Annotated in this window: 18 protein-coding genes and 1 pseudogene; 9 read left to right on the top strand and 10 right to left on the bottom strand. The window is 55.5% G+C overall.

The genetic code is table 11. From position 1 onward, the window contains the following. Positions 1 to 26: 26 nt before the first annotated feature. Both F3J30_RS18785 and F3J30_RS18780 read right to left on the bottom strand, forming a co-directional pair. A complete protein-coding gene (locus F3J30_RS18785; protein ID WP_166718192.1) occupies positions 27 to 827 on the bottom strand; it encodes an MBL fold metallo-hydrolase in 801 nt (266 codons plus the stop codon). A 149-nt stretch (positions 828 to 976) separates the two neighbouring features. Next, positions 977 to 1,879, bottom strand: a complete 903-nt coding sequence (locus tag F3J30_RS18780; protein WP_166718191.1) for a LysR family transcriptional regulator — start codon at positions 1,877 to 1,879, stop codon at positions 977 to 979. A gap of 99 nt (positions 1,880 to 1,978) precedes the next feature. Here F3J30_RS18780 and F3J30_RS18775 point away from each other — a divergent pair, with 99 nt between their 5' ends. From F3J30_RS18775 to nepI, 3 genes and pseudogenes are all read left to right on the top strand, one after another. Then, positions 1,979 to 2,431 carry a DUF1198 domain-containing protein gene (locus F3J30_RS18775; protein WP_166718190.1) on the top strand — a complete coding sequence of 151 codons (453 nt, stop codon included), beginning with the start codon at positions 1,979 to 1,981 and terminating at the stop codon, positions 2,429 to 2,431. Between the two features lie 97 nt (positions 2,432 to 2,528). Then, positions 2,529 to 3,047: an SRPBCC domain-containing protein gene (locus F3J30_RS18770; protein ID WP_166718189.1), complete on the top strand. Its 519-nt coding sequence runs from the start codon at positions 2,529 to 2,531 to the stop codon at positions 3,045 to 3,047. A gap of 167 nt (positions 3,048 to 3,214) precedes the next feature. Then, a pseudogene (nepI, locus tag F3J30_RS18765) lies at positions 3,215 to 4,404 on the top strand (purine ribonucleoside efflux pump NepI). A 45-nt stretch (positions 4,405 to 4,449) separates the two neighbouring features. Here the strand turns inward: nepI and phnX are convergent. Both phnX and phnW read right to left on the bottom strand, forming a co-directional pair. Further along, a complete protein-coding gene (gene phnX, locus F3J30_RS18760; protein ID WP_166718188.1) occupies positions 4,450 to 5,259 on the bottom strand; it encodes a phosphonoacetaldehyde hydrolase in 810 nt (269 codons plus the stop codon). A gap of 9 nt (positions 5,260 to 5,268) precedes the next feature. Further along, positions 5,269 to 6,372: a 2-aminoethylphosphonate--pyruvate transaminase gene (gene phnW / locus F3J30_RS18755; RefSeq protein WP_166718187.1), complete on the bottom strand. Its 1,104-nt coding sequence runs from the start codon at positions 6,370 to 6,372 to the stop codon at positions 5,269 to 5,271. Positions 6,373 to 6,514: 142 nt separating this feature from the next. Here phnW and phnR point away from each other — a divergent pair, with 142 nt between their 5' ends. The 5 genes from phnR to phnV all read left to right on the top strand — a co-directional run bounded on the left by phnR (position 6,515) and on the right by phnV (position 11,122). After that, positions 6,515 to 7,234 (top strand): phosphonate utilization transcriptional regulator PhnR, encoded by a 720-nt coding sequence (phnR, locus tag F3J30_RS18750; RefSeq protein ID WP_014068289.1) that lies wholly within the window; start codon positions 6,515 to 6,517, stop codon positions 7,232 to 7,234. Positions 7,235 to 7,330: 96 nt separating this feature from the next. After that, on the top strand, positions 7,331 to 8,344 hold the full coding sequence (phnS, locus tag F3J30_RS18745) for a 2-aminoethylphosphonate ABC transporter substrate-binding protein (RefSeq protein WP_166718186.1): 1,014 nt from the start codon (positions 7,331 to 7,333) through the stop codon (positions 8,342 to 8,344). 5 nt (positions 8,345 to 8,349) lie between these two features. Next, positions 8,350 to 9,459: a 2-aminoethylphosphonate ABC transport system ATP-binding subunit PhnT gene (phnT, locus tag F3J30_RS18740; RefSeq protein ID WP_166718185.1), complete on the top strand. Its 1,110-nt coding sequence runs from the start codon at positions 8,350 to 8,352 to the stop codon at positions 9,457 to 9,459. A 2-nt stretch (positions 9,460 to 9,461) separates the two neighbouring features. Then, complete coding sequence (gene phnU / locus F3J30_RS18735; protein ID WP_166718237.1) at positions 9,462 to 10,322, top strand: 2-aminoethylphosphonate ABC transporter permease subunit; 861 nt, start codon at positions 9,462 to 9,464, stop codon at positions 10,320 to 10,322. Positions 10,323 to 10,324: 2 nt separating this feature from the next. After that, positions 10,325 to 11,122 (top strand): 2-aminoethylphosphonate ABC transport system, membrane component PhnV, encoded by a 798-nt coding sequence (gene phnV, locus F3J30_RS18730; RefSeq protein WP_166718184.1) that lies wholly within the window; start codon positions 10,325 to 10,327, stop codon positions 11,120 to 11,122. Positions 11,123 to 11,161: 39 nt separating this feature from the next. On the opposite strand, the gene F3J30_RS18725 is transcribed toward phnV, so the two are convergent. The 6 genes from F3J30_RS18725 to F3J30_RS18700 all read right to left on the bottom strand — a co-directional run bounded on the left by F3J30_RS18725 (position 11,162) and on the right by F3J30_RS18700 (position 17,092). Then, positions 11,162 to 12,067, bottom strand: coding sequence for a DMT family transporter (locus F3J30_RS18725; RefSeq protein WP_014068294.1), 906 nt, complete (start codon positions 12,065 to 12,067; stop codon positions 11,162 to 11,164). A gap of 148 nt (positions 12,068 to 12,215) precedes the next feature. After that, positions 12,216 to 13,595, bottom strand: a complete 1,380-nt coding sequence (locus tag F3J30_RS18720; protein WP_166718183.1) for a carbohydrate porin — start codon at positions 13,593 to 13,595, stop codon at positions 12,216 to 12,218. Between the two features lie 140 nt (positions 13,596 to 13,735). Beyond that, on the bottom strand, positions 13,736 to 14,038 hold the full coding sequence (locus tag F3J30_RS18715) for a PTS lactose/cellobiose transporter subunit IIA (RefSeq protein WP_014068296.1): 303 nt from the start codon (positions 14,036 to 14,038) through the stop codon (positions 13,736 to 13,738). Positions 14,039 to 14,049: 11 nt separating this feature from the next. Then, positions 14,050 to 15,423, bottom strand: coding sequence for a glycoside hydrolase family 1 protein (locus tag F3J30_RS18710; RefSeq protein WP_166718182.1), 1,374 nt, complete (start codon positions 15,421 to 15,423; stop codon positions 14,050 to 14,052). Between the two features lie 17 nt (positions 15,424 to 15,440). Next, the gene (locus F3J30_RS18705; protein WP_014068298.1) at positions 15,441 to 16,766 is read right to left on the bottom strand and encodes a PTS cellobiose transporter subunit IIC; all 1,326 of its coding nucleotides are present in this window, start codon (positions 16,764 to 16,766) and stop codon (positions 15,441 to 15,443) included. An 11-nt stretch (positions 16,767 to 16,777) separates the two neighbouring features. After that, the gene (locus tag F3J30_RS18700; protein ID WP_014068299.1) at positions 16,778 to 17,092 is read right to left on the bottom strand and encodes a PTS sugar transporter subunit IIB; all 315 of its coding nucleotides are present in this window, start codon (positions 17,090 to 17,092) and stop codon (positions 16,778 to 16,780) included. 294 nt (positions 17,093 to 17,386) lie between these two features. Here F3J30_RS18700 and F3J30_RS18695 point away from each other — a divergent pair, with 294 nt between their 5' ends. Next, positions 17,387 to 18,337, top strand: a complete 951-nt coding sequence (locus F3J30_RS18695) for a LacI family DNA-binding transcriptional regulator (RefSeq protein WP_166718181.1) — start codon at positions 17,387 to 17,389, stop codon at positions 18,335 to 18,337. Positions 18,338 to 18,360 lie beyond the last annotated feature (23 nt).

Below are 18,360 nucleotides of genomic sequence, written 5' to 3'. Positions count from 1 at the left end.
GCTTTTTTTATTCACATAGTTATGTTCTAACCAAGAACATAAACATCCCCTGTGGATGGAGTGATTGCTTCCGGCAACCATAAATTGCCCCATTTCCCTGTACAATGGCAGCCCATTATTTTATCGGGTTTCAGGTCGTGCAAAAACTGCCTGATAGCCCAGAGCTTCCGGGGTGAGGCGCTACGCAGGTGAAAACCACCGAACAGAGCGTGAACATGATGAATGCCGGTTATTCTCTGGCAGTGACGCACAATATCACTCAGCCCTCGATGCCCACAGCCGATAAAAATGACCAACCCACGGTCAGATTTATAGATTAAAACCCCTTCGTCTTTTACATAATCCACTGTCGTATTTTTATCACCGATAACACCATATGCGTGTGGCCTGGCTACTGGGATCTCGCCTGACCACATAAAGCGTTCTCCAATTCGAAGCGGAGTGCTGCTGTATTCCATGTGATAACGGGAATAGTCATTATTCAGAGACAATTTTTTTATTCTGGCGGTATACCCTGAAAACCTTATTGCCGAGTAGCGCTCGCTGGTCACGAGGGGGTGACATACGATCCGACATTTTTCAGGCAGCCACGGAACACCACCACAGTGGTCATAGTGGCCGTGAGAAAGCACGGCTGCGGTCAGGTTGGTTAAATCGATCCCCATCAGCGCCGCGTTATGGCGGAAACTATCATCAGGCCCGGTATCAAATAAAATGGAATCATTCTCATCCTGTATAAACAGGCTCAGCCCTGCTTTAGCGTGCAGTAATTTTTTAGTGCTGTAGCTAAGACGATTTTCCAGCAGGACGCTGATAGTTATGGACATATTCGCTCCTTCCCTGACATGAATATTCGCGATCGGCGGGCATGATTTTCATCGACAATACACCATTGATATGCGGCTTTCCGCCTCGCGCCTCAACGTTCAGACATATGGATGATCCTGGGTATTCCCATGTGGTACGGGTGGTTGGTTTACGCCCGACCGCTCGTCTCCAGCAACAACTCCCTCAGCCACACCTGCGCCGGGTTACGGTGCGTGCGTCCATGCCAGGCCATGCTTTTGGTAAACCCTTGCACCGGAACTGGCGTGTCACACACAAACATATCCACCCGGTTTTCGGCCATGCGCTGTGGTACGACGGCGATCATATCGCTGATGGCCAGCACCTCCGGCAGCACCAAAAAGCTGCTCACCGATAATCCCACGCGTCGCTCGCGCCCGGCCTTTGCCAGCGCATCGTCGGTCACACCGTGGAAGCTTTCGCCCTCGTAAGACACCAGCACATGCTCCAGAGTACAAAAGCGCTCAAGTGAAAGCGGTTTGCCTGCATCCGGGTGATCGGCACGCATCATGCAGACGTACCGTTCATCATAAAGCGCGCGGCTGTGGAGCTCATCCGGTGTGGTGTGCGGCGTCAGCAGGGCGAGGTCGATTTTCCCCTGCTCAAGCTGGGTGACGAGTCGATCTGGCTCTACCGGCACCACGCGCACGCGGATGTGAGGGGCTTGCACTTTCAGGGCGGCGATAAACGGTACGATCACCGCGCGCAGCGCGTAATCCGTGGCGGCGAGGGTAAAGGTCTGTCTGGCGGTGAGCGGATCAAAGGCGATAGGCTGCAACAGCACATCGATATCCGCAAGAATGCGCTTGATGGGGGCGGCCAGCGCTTCCGCGCGAGTGGTTGGCACAATGCCGTGTGGGGCGCGGATAAATAACGGGTCGTCGAAGTAATCCCGCAGACGGTTCAGCATCCCACTCACCGCAGGTTGCGTAAGGGCAAGACGTGCTGCGGCGCGGGTGACGCTACGTTCATCCAGCAGGGCATCCAGCGTTTTCAACAGGTTGAGATCCAGGGCGCGCAGATCCGCTTTCATGAGGTTATTCCACCTTTTTTCAGTTCACTATTATGGCGCTGCCTGCTGTTGACGCTGCGCGTTTCCCGATATGATGAGCGGCTAATTTAAGGAGAACGCATGGTCTGGATAATGCTGGCAACCCTCGTGGTGGTGTTCGTGGTCGGATTTCGGATCCTGACCTCTGATTCCCGCCGCGCGATCAAACGATTAAGCGAGCGTCTGGGTATCACTCTGGTGCCGGTAGAATCGATGATCGATCAGTTTGGTAAAACGCCCGGCAATGAGTTTATCCGCTACCTTGAGCGCCCCGACGAAGCGCATCTGCAAAATGCGGCGCAGGTGCTGCTGATCTGGCAGGTCTGTATCGTCAACGGCAGCGAAGAGAACCTGCACACCTGGCATCGGCTGCTGCGTAAAGCCCGCCTGGCGGCACCGATCACCGATGCGCAAATCCGTCTTACACTTGGCTTTATGCGCGAGATGGAGCCAGATCCGCAGGAACTTAATGCCTTCCAGCTGCGTTATAACCAGCTTTTCTTGCCGCAAGAGGGCGTGTTTTATCTGCACTGATATCACGAACCGTGATGAAGAGTATAAAACATCATCATTAGATTTATACCACCCGTGAGCGCAACATCACCTCATCAACAACATGACGAGGTGAACCATGAAACAATCCGCGATTATCTGGCCGAACGACTATCTGCCAGGCACCACTGATAACTTTGCATCTAACGAAATCATCGTTGCCGGGCTGAGCGCCAAAGAGATTTGGGCGCAGCTCAACGACACGACTCTGTGGCCGGGCTACTACAGCAACGCTGAGGATATTCGTTTCCACGACGGCAGCGGCCCTGAACTGAGTGCCAACGCCCGTTTCCGCTTCACCACCTTTGGCTTCCCGGTTGAAGCGCAGGTGACGGAATATGTTCCGCCGGTTGACGGTGAAGCGGCGCGTATCGCCTGGCACGGCTGGGTGGAAGGCGAGGCGAACTCGCGTCTGGACGTGATCCACGCGTGGCTGTTTGAAGACCTGCCCGGCAACCGCGTACGCATTCTGACTCAGGAGTCGCAGAAAGGCGTTCCGGCGCAGGAATTAGCGCGTACCGTGCCGAACCCGATGATAAACGGACACCAGGAGTGGATCGTCGGATTAGCCAGTGCCGCCCTTAAGGCTCGCGGGTAATTTTGCCCGGTGTCGCTTTGCTTACCGGGCCTACAAACCCCGTAGGCCGGTGCAAGCGCAGCGCCGCCCGGCAAAAAAAGCTGCAAAAGTTGTCAAAACGTTAAATTCGTCACACTTTTGATGATAAACTGCGCGACTTTTCCGCACATTTATCTTCAGGTGACGCCATGACCGAACATATCCAGACCACGACCAGACCGCAGACCAAAGAGGTTTCACGCCCGAACTGGTCGGCGGTTTTCTCCGTGGCATTCTGCGTGGCCTGCCTGATTACCGTCGAGTTTCTACCGGTCAGCCTGCTGACGCCAATGGCACAGGATCTGGGTATTTCCGAAGGCGTAGCGGGGCAGTCTGTTACTGTGACCGCGTTTGTGGCGATGTTCGCCAGCCTGTTTATCACCCAGGTGATTGGCACGATCGACCGTCGCAAAGTGGTTATCCTTTTCAGCGTGCTGCTGACGCTCTCCTGCCTGCTGGTCTCTTTTGCCAATAACTTTACCCTGCTGCTGCTTGGGCGCGCCTGTCTGGGATTAGGGCTGGGCGGATTCTGGGCGATGTCGGCATCCCTCACCATGCGCCTGGTGCCCGCACGCACGGTGCCAAAAGCCTTGTCCGTTATCTTTGGCGCCGTGTCTATCGCACTGGTGATCGCCGCGCCGCTGGGCAGTTTCCTTGGCGGGATTATCGGCTGGCGAAATGTGTTTAACGCAGCGGCTGTCATGGGGTTGCTGTGCATTATCTGGGTGTGGAAAGCGTTGCCGTCCCTGCCGGGTGAAGCGGCACATCACAAACAGAATATGTTCAGCCTGCTGAAACGCCCGGGCGTGCTGGCGGGGATGAGCGCCATCTTTATGGCCTTTGCCGGGCAGTTTGCCTTCTTTACCTACATCCGCCCAGTGTTTATGACCATGGCCGGTTTTGATGTGGATGGCCTGACGCTGGTGCTGTTGAGCTTCGGCATTGCCAGCTTTATCGGCACGTCTCTGTCGTCACAGTTTCTGAAACGCTCCCTGAAAGTGGCGCTGGCGGGTGCTCCGCTGGTGCTGGCGATAAGCGCGGCGGTGCTGGTGCTGTGGGGTAGCGATAAATGGGTCGCGTCGGCGATTGCGATTATCTGGGGCTTTGCCTTTGCGCTGGTACCGGTGGGCTGGTCAACGTGGATCACCCGCTCTCTGGCCGATCAGGCCGAAAAAGCCGGGTCGATTCAGGTAGCGGTGATTCAGCTGGCGAATACTTGTGGCGCGGCGGTGGCGGCATTGCGCTTGACCATATCGGGTTGACGTCGCCGCTGGTGATTTCCGGCACGCTGATGCTACTGACGGCGCTGCTGGTGGCAGGGAAAGTTAAGGCGAAATAGTTAAAATGTCCCCCTTCTCCCGCACAGGGGAAAAGGGGGAAAAGATTACGGACGTTCGCCCTTTGCCAGGCGAGCGTTGATATCGGCAATGACTTCCGGCAGCGCTGCCAGTGAATCCACCACGTAGTGCGCCCCTGCGGCATACAGCTTCGCGGCTGCCCCCTCACGGCGGGTGGCGATCTCTTGCGGCGACATCGATTGATACTCTTCCCAGGTTGCACCAAACTCGTTGCCGGAAACCGCCAGCCCCACGCTCCACATCCCGGCATGAATGCCTTCTTCAATCCCCGGAGCCGCATCGTCTACCTTGACGCAGTGCGCCACATCGTCGATACCCAGGGTGATAACATTTTGCAGCGCCATCCACGGCCCAGGGCGACCGCCAGGTGCAAGATCGTCAGTGGCGACCCAGCAGTCAGGTGCATAACCCTGCGCGGCTGCGGCTGGCATCAGCTTTTCCATCACGGCACGCGGGTAGCCCGAGCAGGAGCCAATCTTTATCTGTTGAGCGCGCAGAGTAGCGATCGTGTCGACAACACCGTCAATAGGTGCCGCAAAATCGACAACTTTGGCGATTTGCAGCGGCATAAAGGTGGCGTAGATTTTATCGATGTCGCCTGCCGTCATTGCACGGCCAAATTTTGCCTGCCAGCGGGCATCCACGGAAGGTAATTTCCCTAAGGCCTCAATGTGTTGCCATTTTCCCAGCCCCATCGGGACGCGCGCTTCGGCAAGCGTAACGTCCACATCAAATGCCCGACGAAACGCTTCCACAAAAATCTGCGTGGGTGCGAAGGAGCCAAAGTCGACGGTAGTCCCCGCCCAGTCGAGAATAACGGCGTTAATACGTTTCATGGTGGCTCCTTATTTTTTCCAGTACATCGCGTGTTTGATGGCGTTCAGCAGGGAGATGATATCGCGCTCGTACACCTCGCCAATGTTGCCGATACGGAAGCAGTCGCTTTGGGATACTTTCCCCGGGTAGATGACAAAACCTTGTTCTTTCAGGCGCGAATAGAACTCTTTGAAACGGTATTGCGCATCATCCGGTGAGTAAAATGCGGTGATGATCGGGGAGTGAAATACATCGTCCAGCAGAGTCCTGAAGCCCAGCTCGCGCATCCCGCTAACCAGTGCTTGCTGATTCTGAAGGTAGCGTCGGTAGCGTGCCGCCACGCCGCCTTCTTCGGCCAGCTCCGCCAGCGCCTGGGCAAACGCCAGCACCGTATGCGTCGGAGAGGTAAAACGCCATTTGCCGTGATTGTCCTCCATGCAGCGCCACTGGGCGTAGAGATCGAGCGACAGTGAGCGGGAATGGCCTGCACAGGCTTCCAGCTTCGCGGTGCGGGCAATCACAAAAGCAAACCCCGGCACGCCCTGAATACACTTGTTGGCGGAGCTGATCAGGAAATCAATGTTGAGTTCGGCCACATCCAGCGGGATGCCGCCGAAGCTGCTCATGGCATCGACGATATAGGTTTTAGCATACTGGCGCGCCAGTACGCCCACTTCGGCAATCGGGTTCAGGATCCCGGTGGTCGTTTCGCAATGCACCATCGCAATATGGCTGATGGCGGTATCCTCTTTCAGGATCGCTTCCAGGGTTTGTACCTCCGGGCGGGCGACTTCACCGCAGTCGTATACGCGGTGGGCGATACCCATCAGATCCGCCATTTCTGCCATTCGCGCACCGTATGCACCGTTGCTGACGATCAGCACTTTATTGTCTGCACCGATGGCACTGCCGAGCACGGCTTCAACCGCGTAGCTGCCGCTGCCCTGTAGCAGGACAGAGGTGTAACCCTCCGCTCGGGTGGCGAGGGCGGTGAGCTGTTGACGGATTTTCTCGACCACGCCGAGATTGTAGTCATCATCCCAGGTGCAGCTGTCGAACAGCATTGCCTCTTTCACGCTGCGGGAGGTGGTCAGTGGGCCGGGGGTCAGCAGCAGATAGTTACGCGAAGTCATGTTTTTCACCTATTGGTCTATACCAGATTTGGCGTTATGATGGCGATAATCCCGCCAACCGGTCAACGGGAAAAGGGTGTTGCAACAAAAAATTCATCAACGTCTGTATAATGTCGCCAGGAAAACGCGACGGCGAGTGAGCATGAAATCAATACCCGGTGATATCCCACAATACCTGTTAATCAAGGCGCAGTTGCAGGCACGTATTCAGAGCGGTGCGCTGAAAAGTGGCGATAAGCTGCCTTCTGAGCGTGAACTGTGCGCGATCTTCAACACCACGCGTATCACCATTCGCGAAAGCCTGTCGCAGCTGGAAGCCAGCGGCGCCATCTACCGCGCCGACCGCCGCGGCTGGTTTGTGACGCCAGAACGCTTGTGGCTTGATCCCACCCAGAACACGAACTTCCATAAGCTCTGCCACGAGCAGGGACGCGAGCCGAAAACGGTGCTGCTTAACGGCGTACTGACCACGGTGCCGGTGGAGGTGATGGGGCCGTTGCAGCTCCAGCCTTTTGACCAGATTTACCTGCTGACGCGCCTACGCTATGCCGATGGCCGCGCCATCTGCTACAGCGAAAACCACTGTCTGCCTGCCCGCGTGCCGGAGCTGCTGCACCACGATCTCAACGGCAGCCTGACTGAGGTCTACGAAGCCGAGTACAACCTTGTCTATACCAGCATGCATCTGTCGTTCTACCCTACGGCTATGCCTTCTCAGGCTGCGCAGGCTCTGGGAGTGATGGAAGGGCGTCCGGCCTTATTGCTGAAGCGTCTCAACTATGACCAGCACGGGCGCGTGCTCGATTTCGATATCGAATACTGGCGTCACGATAGTCTGCGAATTGAAGTTGATACCCACTAAATAAATCTTTCATCGTTTTGTCACATTAGCCGTTTAGCGTTTAAAGCAAATCTGGTATAGGCCAGAAAACATAAACGACTCCATGAGGCTTTAACGATGAAACTCTCCCGACTCGCTCTGATCTCTGCCTTTGCCCTCGCCAGCACCCCGGTGTGGGCAGATTCCGTTGTCACGGTCTACTCCATTGACGGTCTGCATGATGGTGATAACAGCTGGTATCAGGCGCAGTTCGATGCCTTTACCAAAGCCACCGGCATTACCGTGCGTTACGTGGAAGGTGGTGGCGGCGTGGTGGTAGAGCGTCTGGCGAAAGAGCGTACGAATCCGCAGGCGGATGTGCTGGTTACTGCACCGCCGTTCATTCAGCGTGCAGCGGCCGACAAACTGCTGGCCAGCTTTAAAGCGGACTCTGCTGCTGCCATTCCTGGTTCGACCGATTTCTATTCACCGCTGGTGAAGAACTACCTGAGCTTTATCTACAACGGCAGCGTGCTGAAAGCGGCCCCGGCCAACTGGCAGGAATTGCTCGACGGCAAATTCAAAAACAAGCTGCAATACTCGACGCCGGGCCAGGCGGCAGACGGCACGGCGGTCATGCTACAGGCCTTCCACAGCATGGGCAGCAAAGACGCAGGCTTTGACTATCTTGGCAAACTGCAGGCCAACAACGTTGGGCCATCGGCCTCTACCGGCAAGCTAACCGCGCTGGTCAACAAAGGCGAGCTGTACGTGGCGAACGGCGATCTGCAAATGAATCTGGCGCAGATGGAACGCAACCCGAACGTGAAGATCTTCTGGCCAGCAAACGCACAGGGTGAGCGCAGCGCGCTGGCACTGCCGTACGTGATTGGTTTAGTCCAGGGCGCGCCAGAAAGCGAAAACGGTAAAAAACTGATTAACTTCCTGCTGAGTAAAGAGGCACAAACGGCTGTGAGCGCGCTCTCCTGGGGAATGCCGGTTCGCAGCGACGTGACGCCGACGGATGACCACTACAAGGCTGCAACCGCTGCGCTGAACGGCGTGAAAAGCTGGGAACCGAACTGGGATGAGGTCGCCACATCGCTCTCCGCCGATATTTCCCGCTGGCATAAAGTGACCGACAGCGAGTAAGCCTGATGCTGATGAAAACATCTACCCTTCACGCCCCGCCGCTGGCGGGGTCATCGGGGATTGTCCTCGACTCGCTGCGCGTGGCGTACCACGGAAATGTGGTGCTCAAGCCGCTCTCATTAACCATCGAGCCGGGTGAAGTGCTGGCGCTGATTGGTCCGTCAGGCTCCGGCAAAACGACAGTGCTACGTGCTGTGGCGGGTTTTGTCCAGCCTGCGGGCGGGCGCATTCTGATTGGTGATACGGATGTCACCCATCTGCCGCCCTACAAGCGCGGGCTGGCGATGGTGGTGCAGAACTACGCGTTGTTCCCGCATCTGAAGGTTGAGGACAACGTTGCTTTCGGATTGCGAGCGCAAAAGCAGCCGAAAGCCCTGATTAACGATCGCGTGACCGAGGCGTTAAAAATTGTCGGGATGAGCGACTACGCGACGCGCTACCCCCATCAGCTTTCCGGCGGGCAGCAGCAGCGCGTGGCGATTGCCCGTGCGATTGCCGTACGCCCGCGCGTATTGTTGTTGGATGAACCACTTTCTGCGCTGGATGCGCAGATCCGCCACAACATGGTGGAAGAGATTGCGCGTTTACACCGTGAGCTGCCTGAACTGACCATTCTCTACGTGACGCACGATCAGACCGAGGCGCTTACTCTGGCAGATAAGATCGGCATCATGAAGGACGGGTCGATGATTGCTCACGGCGAAACTCGCGCGCTCTATCACCATCCGCCGAATCGCTTTGCAGCGGAGTTCCTCGGGCGGGCGAACATCCTTCAGGCGACGGCGCTGGGCAATGTTTCTGCGCCGGGGCTGGTGGGCGTGAGCTGTGGTGGAACGGTGATCCGTGCCTGGAGTCAGGGCGTGAAGCACGGACATAACAAACTGCTCTGCATTCGCCCGCAGCACATGAGCCTGACGCCGCGTTCGTCCAGCAGTAACCGCCTGAACGCCACCCTACAGTCTGTCCACTGGCAAGGCGATTTAACCCACTTGCTGTGCGATGTCGCAGGTGAATCGGTACGCATTGTGATGACCCACGTTAACCCGTTGCCGCAGGCGGGTGATCCGCTGGCGCTGTGGTTTGAGCCTGACGATGCGGTTCTGATTGAGGTGTAATGATGTCGCTCTCTCTGACGCTGAACAATACCGCCCCTGCACTACGCCCGTTGGTGTGGCTGGCGCTGCCGTTATTGGTACTGGGTACGCTCTTTTTCTATCCCTTACTGCTTATTGCCGAGCAGGCGCTGCGCAACACCAGTGGGCATATCGGGCTGGAGACCTTCTGGCAGGTGGTGGAGTCAAAACGTTTTGCCAGCGCGCTGCTGAATACTCTGCAGATTGCGTTGTCTGCAACTGCCGGGTGCCTGATTCTGGGCAGCGTGATGTCCCTGATCCTGGTGTTTATCCCCTTTCCGGGCAGCGGCCTGATTGGCCGGGTAGTGGATACCTTTATCGCCCTGCCAACCTTTCTGATCACGCTGGCGTTCACCTTTGTTTACGGTTCCGCCGGGCTGCTCAACGGCACGTTGATGAGCCTGTTTGATTTTGACCTTCCGCCCGTCGATTTTCTCTATTCCATGCAGGGGGTGATTCTGGCGGAGATCACCGTCTTCACGCCGCTGGTGATGCGCCCGCTGATGGCCGCCCTGCGGCAGATCGATACCAGTCAGCTGGAAGCAGCCAGCATTCTCGGTGCCCATCCGGCGCGCGTTATTGCACAGGTGATTTTCCCTGCGGCGCTCCCTGCGCTGATGGCGGGCGGCAGCCTGTGCCTGCTGTTAACCACCAATGAGTTTGGCATCGTGCTGTTTATTGGTGCGAAAGGGGTGAATACCTTGCCGATGATGGTCTATAGCAAAGCGATCCTTGAATCGGATTACAGCGTGGCGTGCATGATTGCCCTGATTAATATTGTGTTGTCGCTGGGGCTGTTCGCGCTCTATCGCCTGGCGGCATCGCGTACTGGCGTAAGGAATTAACGATGCTGATCTGGTCTCGTAAAGGGCGTGTTGTAGCCGGTGCGCTGGCGACCACGCTATTTACCGTCTTCTTCTTCCTGCCGCTGGCAGTGATTTTAATGTCCAGCCTGAGCCAGCAATGGAACGGCATCCTGCCGAGCGGGTTCACGTTGATCCATTTTGTGAACGCGCTGCGCGGCGCATCCTGGAATGCTCTGTCGGCGAGCCTGGTCATCGGTTTTTGCGCCAGCCTGTTCGCTCTGTTGTGCGGCGTGTGGGCGGCGCTGGCGTTACGCCAGTACGGTATGAAAACACAAAAGTGGTTGAGTATGGTCTTTTACCTGCCGAGTGCGATCCCGTCGGTATCGGTGGGGCTGGGGATCTTGGTGGCGTTCAGCCAGGGACCGTTGCAGATGAATGGTACGCTGTGGATTGTGCTGGCGGCACACTTTGTTCTGATCTCGGCTTTCACCTTTAGTAACGTCTCGACCGGGCTGGCTCGCGTGTCGGCGGATATCGAAAACGTGGCCTCGAGCCTGGGCGCTACGCCGTGGTATCGCCTGCGTCACGTGACCTTACCACTGCTGATGCCGTGGATGGTCTCCGCGCTGGCGCTGAGTTTGTCGCTGTCGATGGGCGAACTGGGTGCGACGATGATGATCTATCCGCCTGGCTGGACGACGCTTCCGGTCGCGATTTTTAGTCTGACCGATCGCGGGAATATTGCCGACGGCGCGGCGCTGACCATTGTGCTGGTGGCTATAACCTTGCTGCTGATGCTGAAACTGGAAAGGATCGCGAAGCGTTTAGGGCAGCGGTGAACGTGCTTTTAACCCTCTCCCGTGGGAGAGGGTATCAGGTCAGGCTGATGTCTGAACGCGTCTGCGCGAGTCCATTGAAATCAGCACCACCGACGAGACAATCAACAGCGTGCCCAGCCAGTCTGGCAGGGTGAATGCCACGCCCAGCAAGATGACAGACAGCAACGCGCTGCTCAGCGGCTCGGCGCAGCTGAGAATGCTCGCCTTCGGCCCGCCAATCATCTGTGCACCTTTCAGATACAGGCTGAACGTCAGCGCTGTGCCAATCACCACCAGATAGAAGAACGCCAGCAACAGGCTGCCGTCGATCACGAATGTGGTTCCGCGCCCGGCGTAGAACGGGGTCAGCATTAACCCTGCAATCAACATGCTCCAGCCGACAATCGGCAGCGTGCCGTAGCGGGCAATCAGCGTCGACGGATACGTGGTGTAGAACGCGGCGGCAAAGGCCGAAGCGATTCCGAAGAACAGAGCCGCAGGCGAAATAGAGAGCGAGGTGGGATCGCCATGGGTCACCAGCAGAAACGTGCCGATCAGTGACGTCATAATCGCGGACAACACAAAAATCCCCGGGCGCTTTTTCCGCGCCAGCGCAAACCACGCCACGATGATGGTGGGCGACAGGAATTGCAGCACGGTGGCGGTGGCGGCGTTGGATTTTTCAATCGTCAGCAGGAAGGTGAGCTGCACGGTGAGCGCGCCAACCAGCGAGAAAATCAGCAGGCTGATGGCATCTTTGCGATTTTTGATGACCGAGAAAATCTTGTCGCCGTGAACGAAGGAGAGCGTGAGCAGGATAACACCGGTAAACAGCAGGCGAACCATGGTCAGATAAGGCGAAGAAATATGGCTTTTCTCCATGATGTATTGCGCACAAACCCCTGAACTTCCCCATAAAACGGCGGCGATCAGGACGTTTAGCATCCCTTTACGTGTGGAACCCATGTACTCCCCTGCATTGTCGATTTTTGACTAGCATAACATGGGTCTTGTCGGGTGTGATGCGGCCTGATGCCCTCACCCCGGCCCTCTCCCACAGGGAGAGGGGGAAAACACTCGAAACGGCAACTTGCGTTGCCGTTTTGCGTTTACCTTAGAACCACGCTTCCCACATCGCGCCGACGTTGAAATCGTCGAGCGTGGTGTCATCCGTGCCGTTCACGCGTGCGGTGTGTTCGTTATCCACTTTGCCGCCGGTCACGTAGAAACGCAGCATCGGGCGGAACTCAGGCCCCATGGCGATAGACATGTTCTGCGACAGGGTCAGCTTCCAGCCTTTGTTATCGCCGCCGTTGTCGTAATCAACGTGCTGCCAGCCCGCTTCCAGCCAGGTGGAGTGAACATCGTTCCACCAGTGCATCGGGCGAATAATGGCGTTGTAGTTTTTGCGGTTATCGCTCTTGTCGCGGCTATTGTCGTAGTCGTGGAAGGCGAGGATGTACTCCACCTGGGTCTGCGGGGTGAATTTGTGCAGACCTTCGAAGCTGGCGTACACCGTGGTCAGATCCTCGGTTTTGTTAAATACGCTGTTGTCCGAGTTATCCGAGTAACGGGCAATCACCTTGTTCACGCCGCTGTCGTTGGTGTGGCTCAGCACTACACCGCCCTGCCAGGCGTTAAGACGCTCGTCGCTCTCAACGGCTTTGGAGTCAAAGCCATAGTTGGCATACAGCTCCAGATCGATTGGGCCGAGTTTCATGCCGTGGATTTTTGAGGTCGCGGCGTAGTTGCCTTTGTCGCCCGTGCCGGAACCGCCGGTACAGGTGATGCGCGATGGGTTAGCCTCATCTTCCATCACTTCCGGGCTACAGGACTCCACTGCCGCCACGGTCGCGACGTCAAACTGGACGCCGCCGATGTCGAAGTTCTTCACCCCGGCGCCCTGGCCGTCGTGGTTCATCCAGAAGTAATCGTTGATGCCCTGCTGCGGACGCTGGTGGAAGTCACGGCCGGCCCAGAAATAGGCGTTCGGGTTGGAGGCCATAATGTTGGTCACGCCCGCGTAGGCTTTTTTCAGGTTAACTTCATCGCCCCAGTGGTCGATCATCACGTTGATGTCCCAGATGGCGCCGTTTTCACCCTTGAAGGCTTTGGAAAGCTGGAATTCACCGCCGTTACCTTCGTTCCCCAGACGACCAATCGCGGATGCGCCGTTGTAGGAGCCATCCACTGCCACGTATTTCTGATCGGCGGCCTGGAAGTGCGCACCGTAGCGGGCGTAGCCGGTAAATTTGATGCCGAACGGGATAGCCATATCCGGGGATTGCGCCGCGCTTTGCGGCTCGGTCACCACGTCGACTTTTTTCGCCACCGCTGCATCCATTTTAGCCTGACGGTCTGCCAGGGCTTTATCCACCGCTTTGGCCACAATGGCGTCGATTTGCTCCTGCGTGAATTCTTGTGCGAGGACAGAAATTGGGCAAAGCGCGGCGATAACCGCCATTGTTAATGGAAGTTTTTTAATATTTTTCATTGTCATCTCTATTAATTTACATTTTATTCAGACAATAACCATCCCATTCCGATTAGACAGAATATGTCGCTATCATCAGAAACAGAGTGATTTATATTTTCAGGTACAGAGGTATTACATTAACGTTATTTCGCCATAAGCTATCTCTGATATAAATGAATAATTTCTTCGGATAATTCACGCGCCAGCAGGGAATTCATTAAATGATCCTGGGCGTGCACCATAATTAACGTCATCGGCTGACGGGCTTCACCCGCATCCTGCTCGATCAGTTTGGTTTGCATCTTGTGCGCCTGACGCGCGTAGCCATCGGCTTCGCGCAGCAGGTTTTTTGCTTCGTCAAGGTTGCCCTGACGCGCAGCGTGCAGTGCTTCAAAGCACAGGCTGCGCGACTGACCAGCATTGACGATGATTTCCATTACCGCTTCTTCTAAGGCAACCATCATCTCTTTCTCTATTTATCGAAACTATTGTTTAACGAGGTAGCGGCAAACCACTCACCGCTCTTTTTAACGGTGCGTTGCTGCGTATCTAAATCGAGCTGGATAAACCCATAGCGATTTTTATAGGCATTACACCATGACCAGTTATCAATAAATGTCCACATATGGTAACCAAGACAATTACACCCTTCGCTAATACCTTTATGCAGCCAGGTTAAATGTCCGGAAATAAAATCAATGCGGTATTGATCGTTTATTTGGCCATTTTCAATAAAGCGTTTTTCATTTTCGACACCCATACCGTTTTCAGAAATAAAGCAGCGTGGGTTGCCGTAATTGTCGCGAAGATTAACCAGAATATCGTAAATACCGGGTTCATAGATTTCCCAGCCACGATAAGGGTTCATCTTGCGGCCTGGCATTTCGTAGTTATCAAAGAACCACTCCGGCATAAAGGGTGCCTGTGGATTCACCGCGCTGTCACGGCACTTCACGCGACGCGGCTGATAATAGTTAACGCCTAGCAGGTCGATTTTCCCTTCTGCAATCAACGCACTGTCTTCCGGTTTACAGGCTGGAAGCTGATCGTAGGACTTCAGCAGAGTCACCAGGTCGGCCGGGTACTCGCCGCGCAACACCGGGTCGAGGAAGCTGCGGTTAAACATCAGGTCTGCAATGTGCGCCGCCTTCACATCGGCCGGGTTTTGTGAACGCGGGTACGATGGCGTCAGGTTCAATACAATGCCAATTTCACCCGCGTAATGACCGGCGCGGTAAGCGCGAACGGCCAGTGCATGAGCCAGCACAGTGTGGTACGCCACCGTCGCCGCACGACGGAAATCCACCACGTTTGGATAGTGGAAGTCGTACAGATAACCGCCCTCGACCGGGACGATCGGTTCGTTGAAGGTAAACCAGTGCAGCACGCGATCGCCAAACAGCTCGAAGCAAATTTGCGCGTAACGGGCATAGGCTTCCACTACGTCACGGTTTTCCCAGCCACCGATCTCCTGCATTGCCATCGGCATGTCGAAATGGAACAGGGTGATAAACGGCGTAATGCCCTGTTCAATCAGCTCATCAATGACCTGATTATAAAAATCGACTGCCTGTGGGTTCACTTCACCGATACCGTCGGGGATCAGGCGCGCCCAGCTAATCGAGGTCCGAAAGCTGTTGTGGTTCAGCTGCTTTAACAGCTGAATGTCCGTTTTCCAGTGCTGATAGAACGTGGAAGTCTGCTGCGGCCCCACGCCATTGTGAAAACGGTTTGGCTCGCGGGCAAACCAGTAATCCCATGTGGTTTGACCCTCTCTTGTCCCTTCGGTCTGGAGAGCGGAACTTGCGCTGCCCCACCAGAAATGCTCGGGAAATGAATATTTCATGACGCTTCCTCTTTGACTTAATTGCTTGCTGTTTCAGCGGCACCGACCGTGGCCTGAGCTTTCTGCTCTTCGTTTTTGAGCAGTGAGCGCTCATAAGCACGCAGGAACGGTAAATACATCAGCGCGGACATCACCATACAGACGACGCACATCACCACCGGACTTAACGCCCAGTTCGCCGCCCATGAGGCACCAATTGGCGCAGGGGTGGTCCACGGTGTTAACGACACAACCTGCGCCAGCCAACCCAGTTTAGTCGCGGCGTACGCCAGGCAGGCGTTGACCAGCGGAACACACACGAACGGGATGAACAGCATCGGGTTCATGATGATTGGCGCACCGAACAGGATCGGTTCGTTGATGTTAAAGAAGCTTGGCACAACGCCCATTTTGCCAATGGTGCGCAAGTGCGTTACGCGGCTACGCAGCAGCAGGAACGCCAGCGGCAGAGTCGAGCCCACACCACCAATCAGCAGGTAGTGATCCCAGAAACCTTGCAGGTAAACGTGTGGCAGCGCCGCGCCAGCAGCCAGTGCCGCCTGGTTTGCCGACAGGTTTGCCATCCAGAACGGGTTCATGATGCCGGTGACAATCAGCGAGCCGTGGATGCCCGCGAACCAGAAGATCTGGCACAGCAGCACAGAAAGCAGAATGGCTGGCAGGGAGTCAGACGCAGAGACCAGGGGCTCCAGCAGGTGCATAATCGCCTGCGGAATAATCATCCCGGTTTGCGCTTCAATAAACAGGTTCAGCGGGTGCAGCGTGCCGATCACCACCATCACCGGGATCAGAATCTCAAACGAACGCGCCACGCCGGTTGGCACTTCTTTCGGCAGGCGAATGGTCACGTTGTTCTGTTTCAGCCAGGCATACACGCGGGTAGAGTAAATCGCGGTGATAAGCGCAGTGAAAATCCCCTGACCAGACAGATACTGGGTAGAGATTTTGCCGTCGGCATAGGGCGCGGCAACCAGCAGAAACGCCATAAAGGCCAGCAGGCCAGACATCACCGGGTCGAGGTTAAACTGACGCCCCAGGCTCGCACCAATCCCCACCGAAATGAAGAAAGTCATCACACCCATGCTGAGGTTAAACGGCAGCATCAGCTGTTCGCGATAGGTCTGGGAGAAATCCAGCCAGCCGCGGGCGAAGCTGTTGGTGGTGTCCGCTGAGAACGGCGGGAAGATGAACACCAGCATAAACGAGCCGATGATCATAAACGGCAGGGCGGCGGTAAAGCCGTCGCGGATCGCAATCACATACTTCTGCTGTCCGAGCTTTGCCGCCAGCGGGGTAATAGATTGCTCAATAACCGCGACCATTGATTGATATAACGAACTCATGTGAACACCTTTTAGTGTGCCGCTTCGATGAGCGACAGTGCATAGTCCAGTACTTTATCGCCACGTTGCATCCCGTAGTCCATCATGTCGATGGCTTGTACCGGAATACCTTGCGTAGCCGCCTTGTCTGAGAGTGTCTGTAACATGTATTTCACTTGCGGTCCGAGAAGTACAACCTGGTATTGCGGAAACTGCGTATCAAATTCGGAAACACCGTACGCATCAATCTTGACCGGCAAACCACGTTCTTTCGCGACATCGACCATTTTGCTGACCAGCAGGCTGGTGGACATCCCGGCAGAGCAGCACAGCATAATCTTGAACATCGACAACCATCCTCTAAATGTAAAAAGTTATTGCGGGGATGATTGGACATCATACGGAAACCGGTTTCCATTTATAAAAGAAAGAAATGTGACAGCCATCAAGAAGCGTTGCTTATGGGGCTTGTTACCACGATCTGTGTCACAGAATTTGGCGATTAAGACCTCATTTTGAGTGGAAACGGAAAATCGGTTTCCATGAAAAACGGAAACGGATATACTCCATTCTGGCTATAATGTGAGCCGTAGCGGTTATGGAATTTACAGGTGCGGGTGGTTGCCTGTCAGGGGAGAGAGATGTCTACAATCAACGATGTATCACGTCTGGCCGGGGTGTCCAAAGCCACGGTATCACGGGTGTTGAGTGGGTCGCGTGGCGTAAAGGAAGCCAGCCGTCTGGCCGTATTGAAAGCGGTGGATGAGCTGAACTACCGGCCTAATGTGATTGCCCAGTCGCTGCTGAGCCAGTCCACGGGCTGTATTGGCGTGATTTGCGCGCAGGAAAATATTAACCAGACTACCGGATATCTTTACGCGCTGGAAAAACACCTCAGTCAGCATCAAAAACACCTGCTGTTGCGTTTTGCGCATACCAAAGCGGAAGTGATGCACGCCCTTGAAGAGCTCTCCTGCGGATTATGTGATGACATCCTGGTGATCGGCGCGCGTTTCCCGCTGGATATCGAGATGGAAAACGTCATTCTGGTCGACTGCATGGAAGCTGATAACGCCAACAGCATTCAGTTTGATCATGCCTTCGCCGCCGAAACCGCCTGTAACTACCTCACCAGCCAGGGGCGCCGCCAGATTGCGCTGATCCAGCCACAGGGTAGCGGTTTTGCCGACCAGGTGCTGCTGGGCTATAAGCACGCGCTGGAGAAAAATTTCCTGCCCTTTAACCGTAATCTGGTCTTTATGGAGGCAACGTCTTCTTCCGTTGCACTCCAGGAGCTGCTCAATAACGCCACCACGCTGAACTTTAACGCACTGCTGGTGGCTGATGAACAGGAAGCCCAGCGCGTTATTCCGCAGTTGCAGGCGTTTAATAAATCCGTACCGGACGACATTATGGTCTTCAGCCTTGCCGGTTCGCTGCATCTGCCGGGTATCCCGGTGATCCCGGCTATTGAGTATTCGATGGATGCGATGGCAGCGAGAATTGTGGCCTGGCTGAACGAGAAAACACAGATGCTCGGGTCGTACGTCTTACGCGGTGATTTAATTATTCCTGATATGCGTAAGCGTTAAAAATGGTGTGTAGGCCGGGTAAG

This window comes from Enterobacter sp. Tr-810 (assembly GCF_011752765.1).
Classification (GTDB): Bacteria; Pseudomonadota; Gammaproteobacteria; order Enterobacterales; family Enterobacteriaceae; genus Enterobacter; species Enterobacter soli.
This window is presented reverse-complemented; position numbering and strand designations above follow the sequence as displayed.

Coding starts and splice junctions, on each gene's coding strand:
- phnX (WP_166718188.1), bottom strand. CDS start 5,259: ATGAAACGTATTAACGCCGTTATTCTCGACTGGGCGGGGACTACCGTC.
- F3J30_RS18770 (WP_166718189.1), top strand. CDS start 2,529: ATGAAACAATCCGCGATTATCTGGCCGAACGACTATCTGCCAGGCACC.
- F3J30_RS18700 (WP_014068299.1), bottom strand. CDS start 17,092: ATGTTCAAGATTATGCTGTGCTGCTCTGCCGGGATGTCCACCAGCCTG.
- phnS (WP_166718186.1), top strand. CDS start 7,331: ATGAAACTCTCCCGACTCGCTCTGATCTCTGCCTTTGCCCTCGCCAGC.
- F3J30_RS18720 (WP_166718183.1), bottom strand. CDS start 13,595: ATGAAAAATATTAAAAAACTTCCATTAACAATGGCGGTTATCGCCGCG.
- F3J30_RS18780 (WP_166718191.1), bottom strand. CDS start 1,879: ATGAAAGCGGATCTGCGCGCCCTGGATCTCAACCTGTTGAAAACGCTG.
- F3J30_RS18725 (WP_014068294.1), bottom strand. CDS start 12,067: ATGGGTTCCACACGTAAAGGGATGCTAAACGTCCTGATCGCCGCCGTT.
- phnU (WP_166718237.1), top strand. CDS start 9,462: ATGTCGCTCTCTCTGACGCTGAACAATACCGCCCCTGCACTACGCCCG.
- phnV (WP_166718184.1), top strand. CDS start 10,325: ATGCTGATCTGGTCTCGTAAAGGGCGTGTTGTAGCCGGTGCGCTGGCG.
- F3J30_RS18775 (WP_166718190.1), top strand. CDS start 1,979: ATGGTCTGGATAATGCTGGCAACCCTCGTGGTGGTGTTCGTGGTCGGA.
- F3J30_RS18695 (WP_166718181.1), top strand. CDS start 17,387: ATGTCTACAATCAACGATGTATCACGTCTGGCCGGGGTGTCCAAAGCC.
- F3J30_RS18705 (WP_014068298.1), bottom strand. CDS start 16,766: ATGAGTTCGTTATATCAATCAATGGTCGCGGTTATTGAGCAATCTATT.
- F3J30_RS18715 (WP_014068296.1), bottom strand. CDS start 14,038: ATGGTTGCCTTAGAAGAAGCGGTAATGGAAATCATCGTCAATGCTGGT.
- F3J30_RS18710 (WP_166718182.1), bottom strand. CDS start 15,423: ATGAAATATTCATTTCCCGAGCATTTCTGGTGGGGCAGCGCAAGTTCC.
- phnR (WP_014068289.1), top strand. CDS start 6,515: ATGAAATCAATACCCGGTGATATCCCACAATACCTGTTAATCAAGGCG.
- F3J30_RS18785 (WP_166718192.1), bottom strand. CDS start 827: ATGTCCATAACTATCAGCGTCCTGCTGGAAAATCGTCTTAGCTACAGC.
- phnW (WP_166718187.1), bottom strand. CDS start 6,372: ATGACTTCGCGTAACTATCTGCTGCTGACCCCCGGCCCACTGACCACC.
- phnT (WP_166718185.1), top strand. CDS start 8,350: ATGCTGATGAAAACATCTACCCTTCACGCCCCGCCGCTGGCGGGGTCA.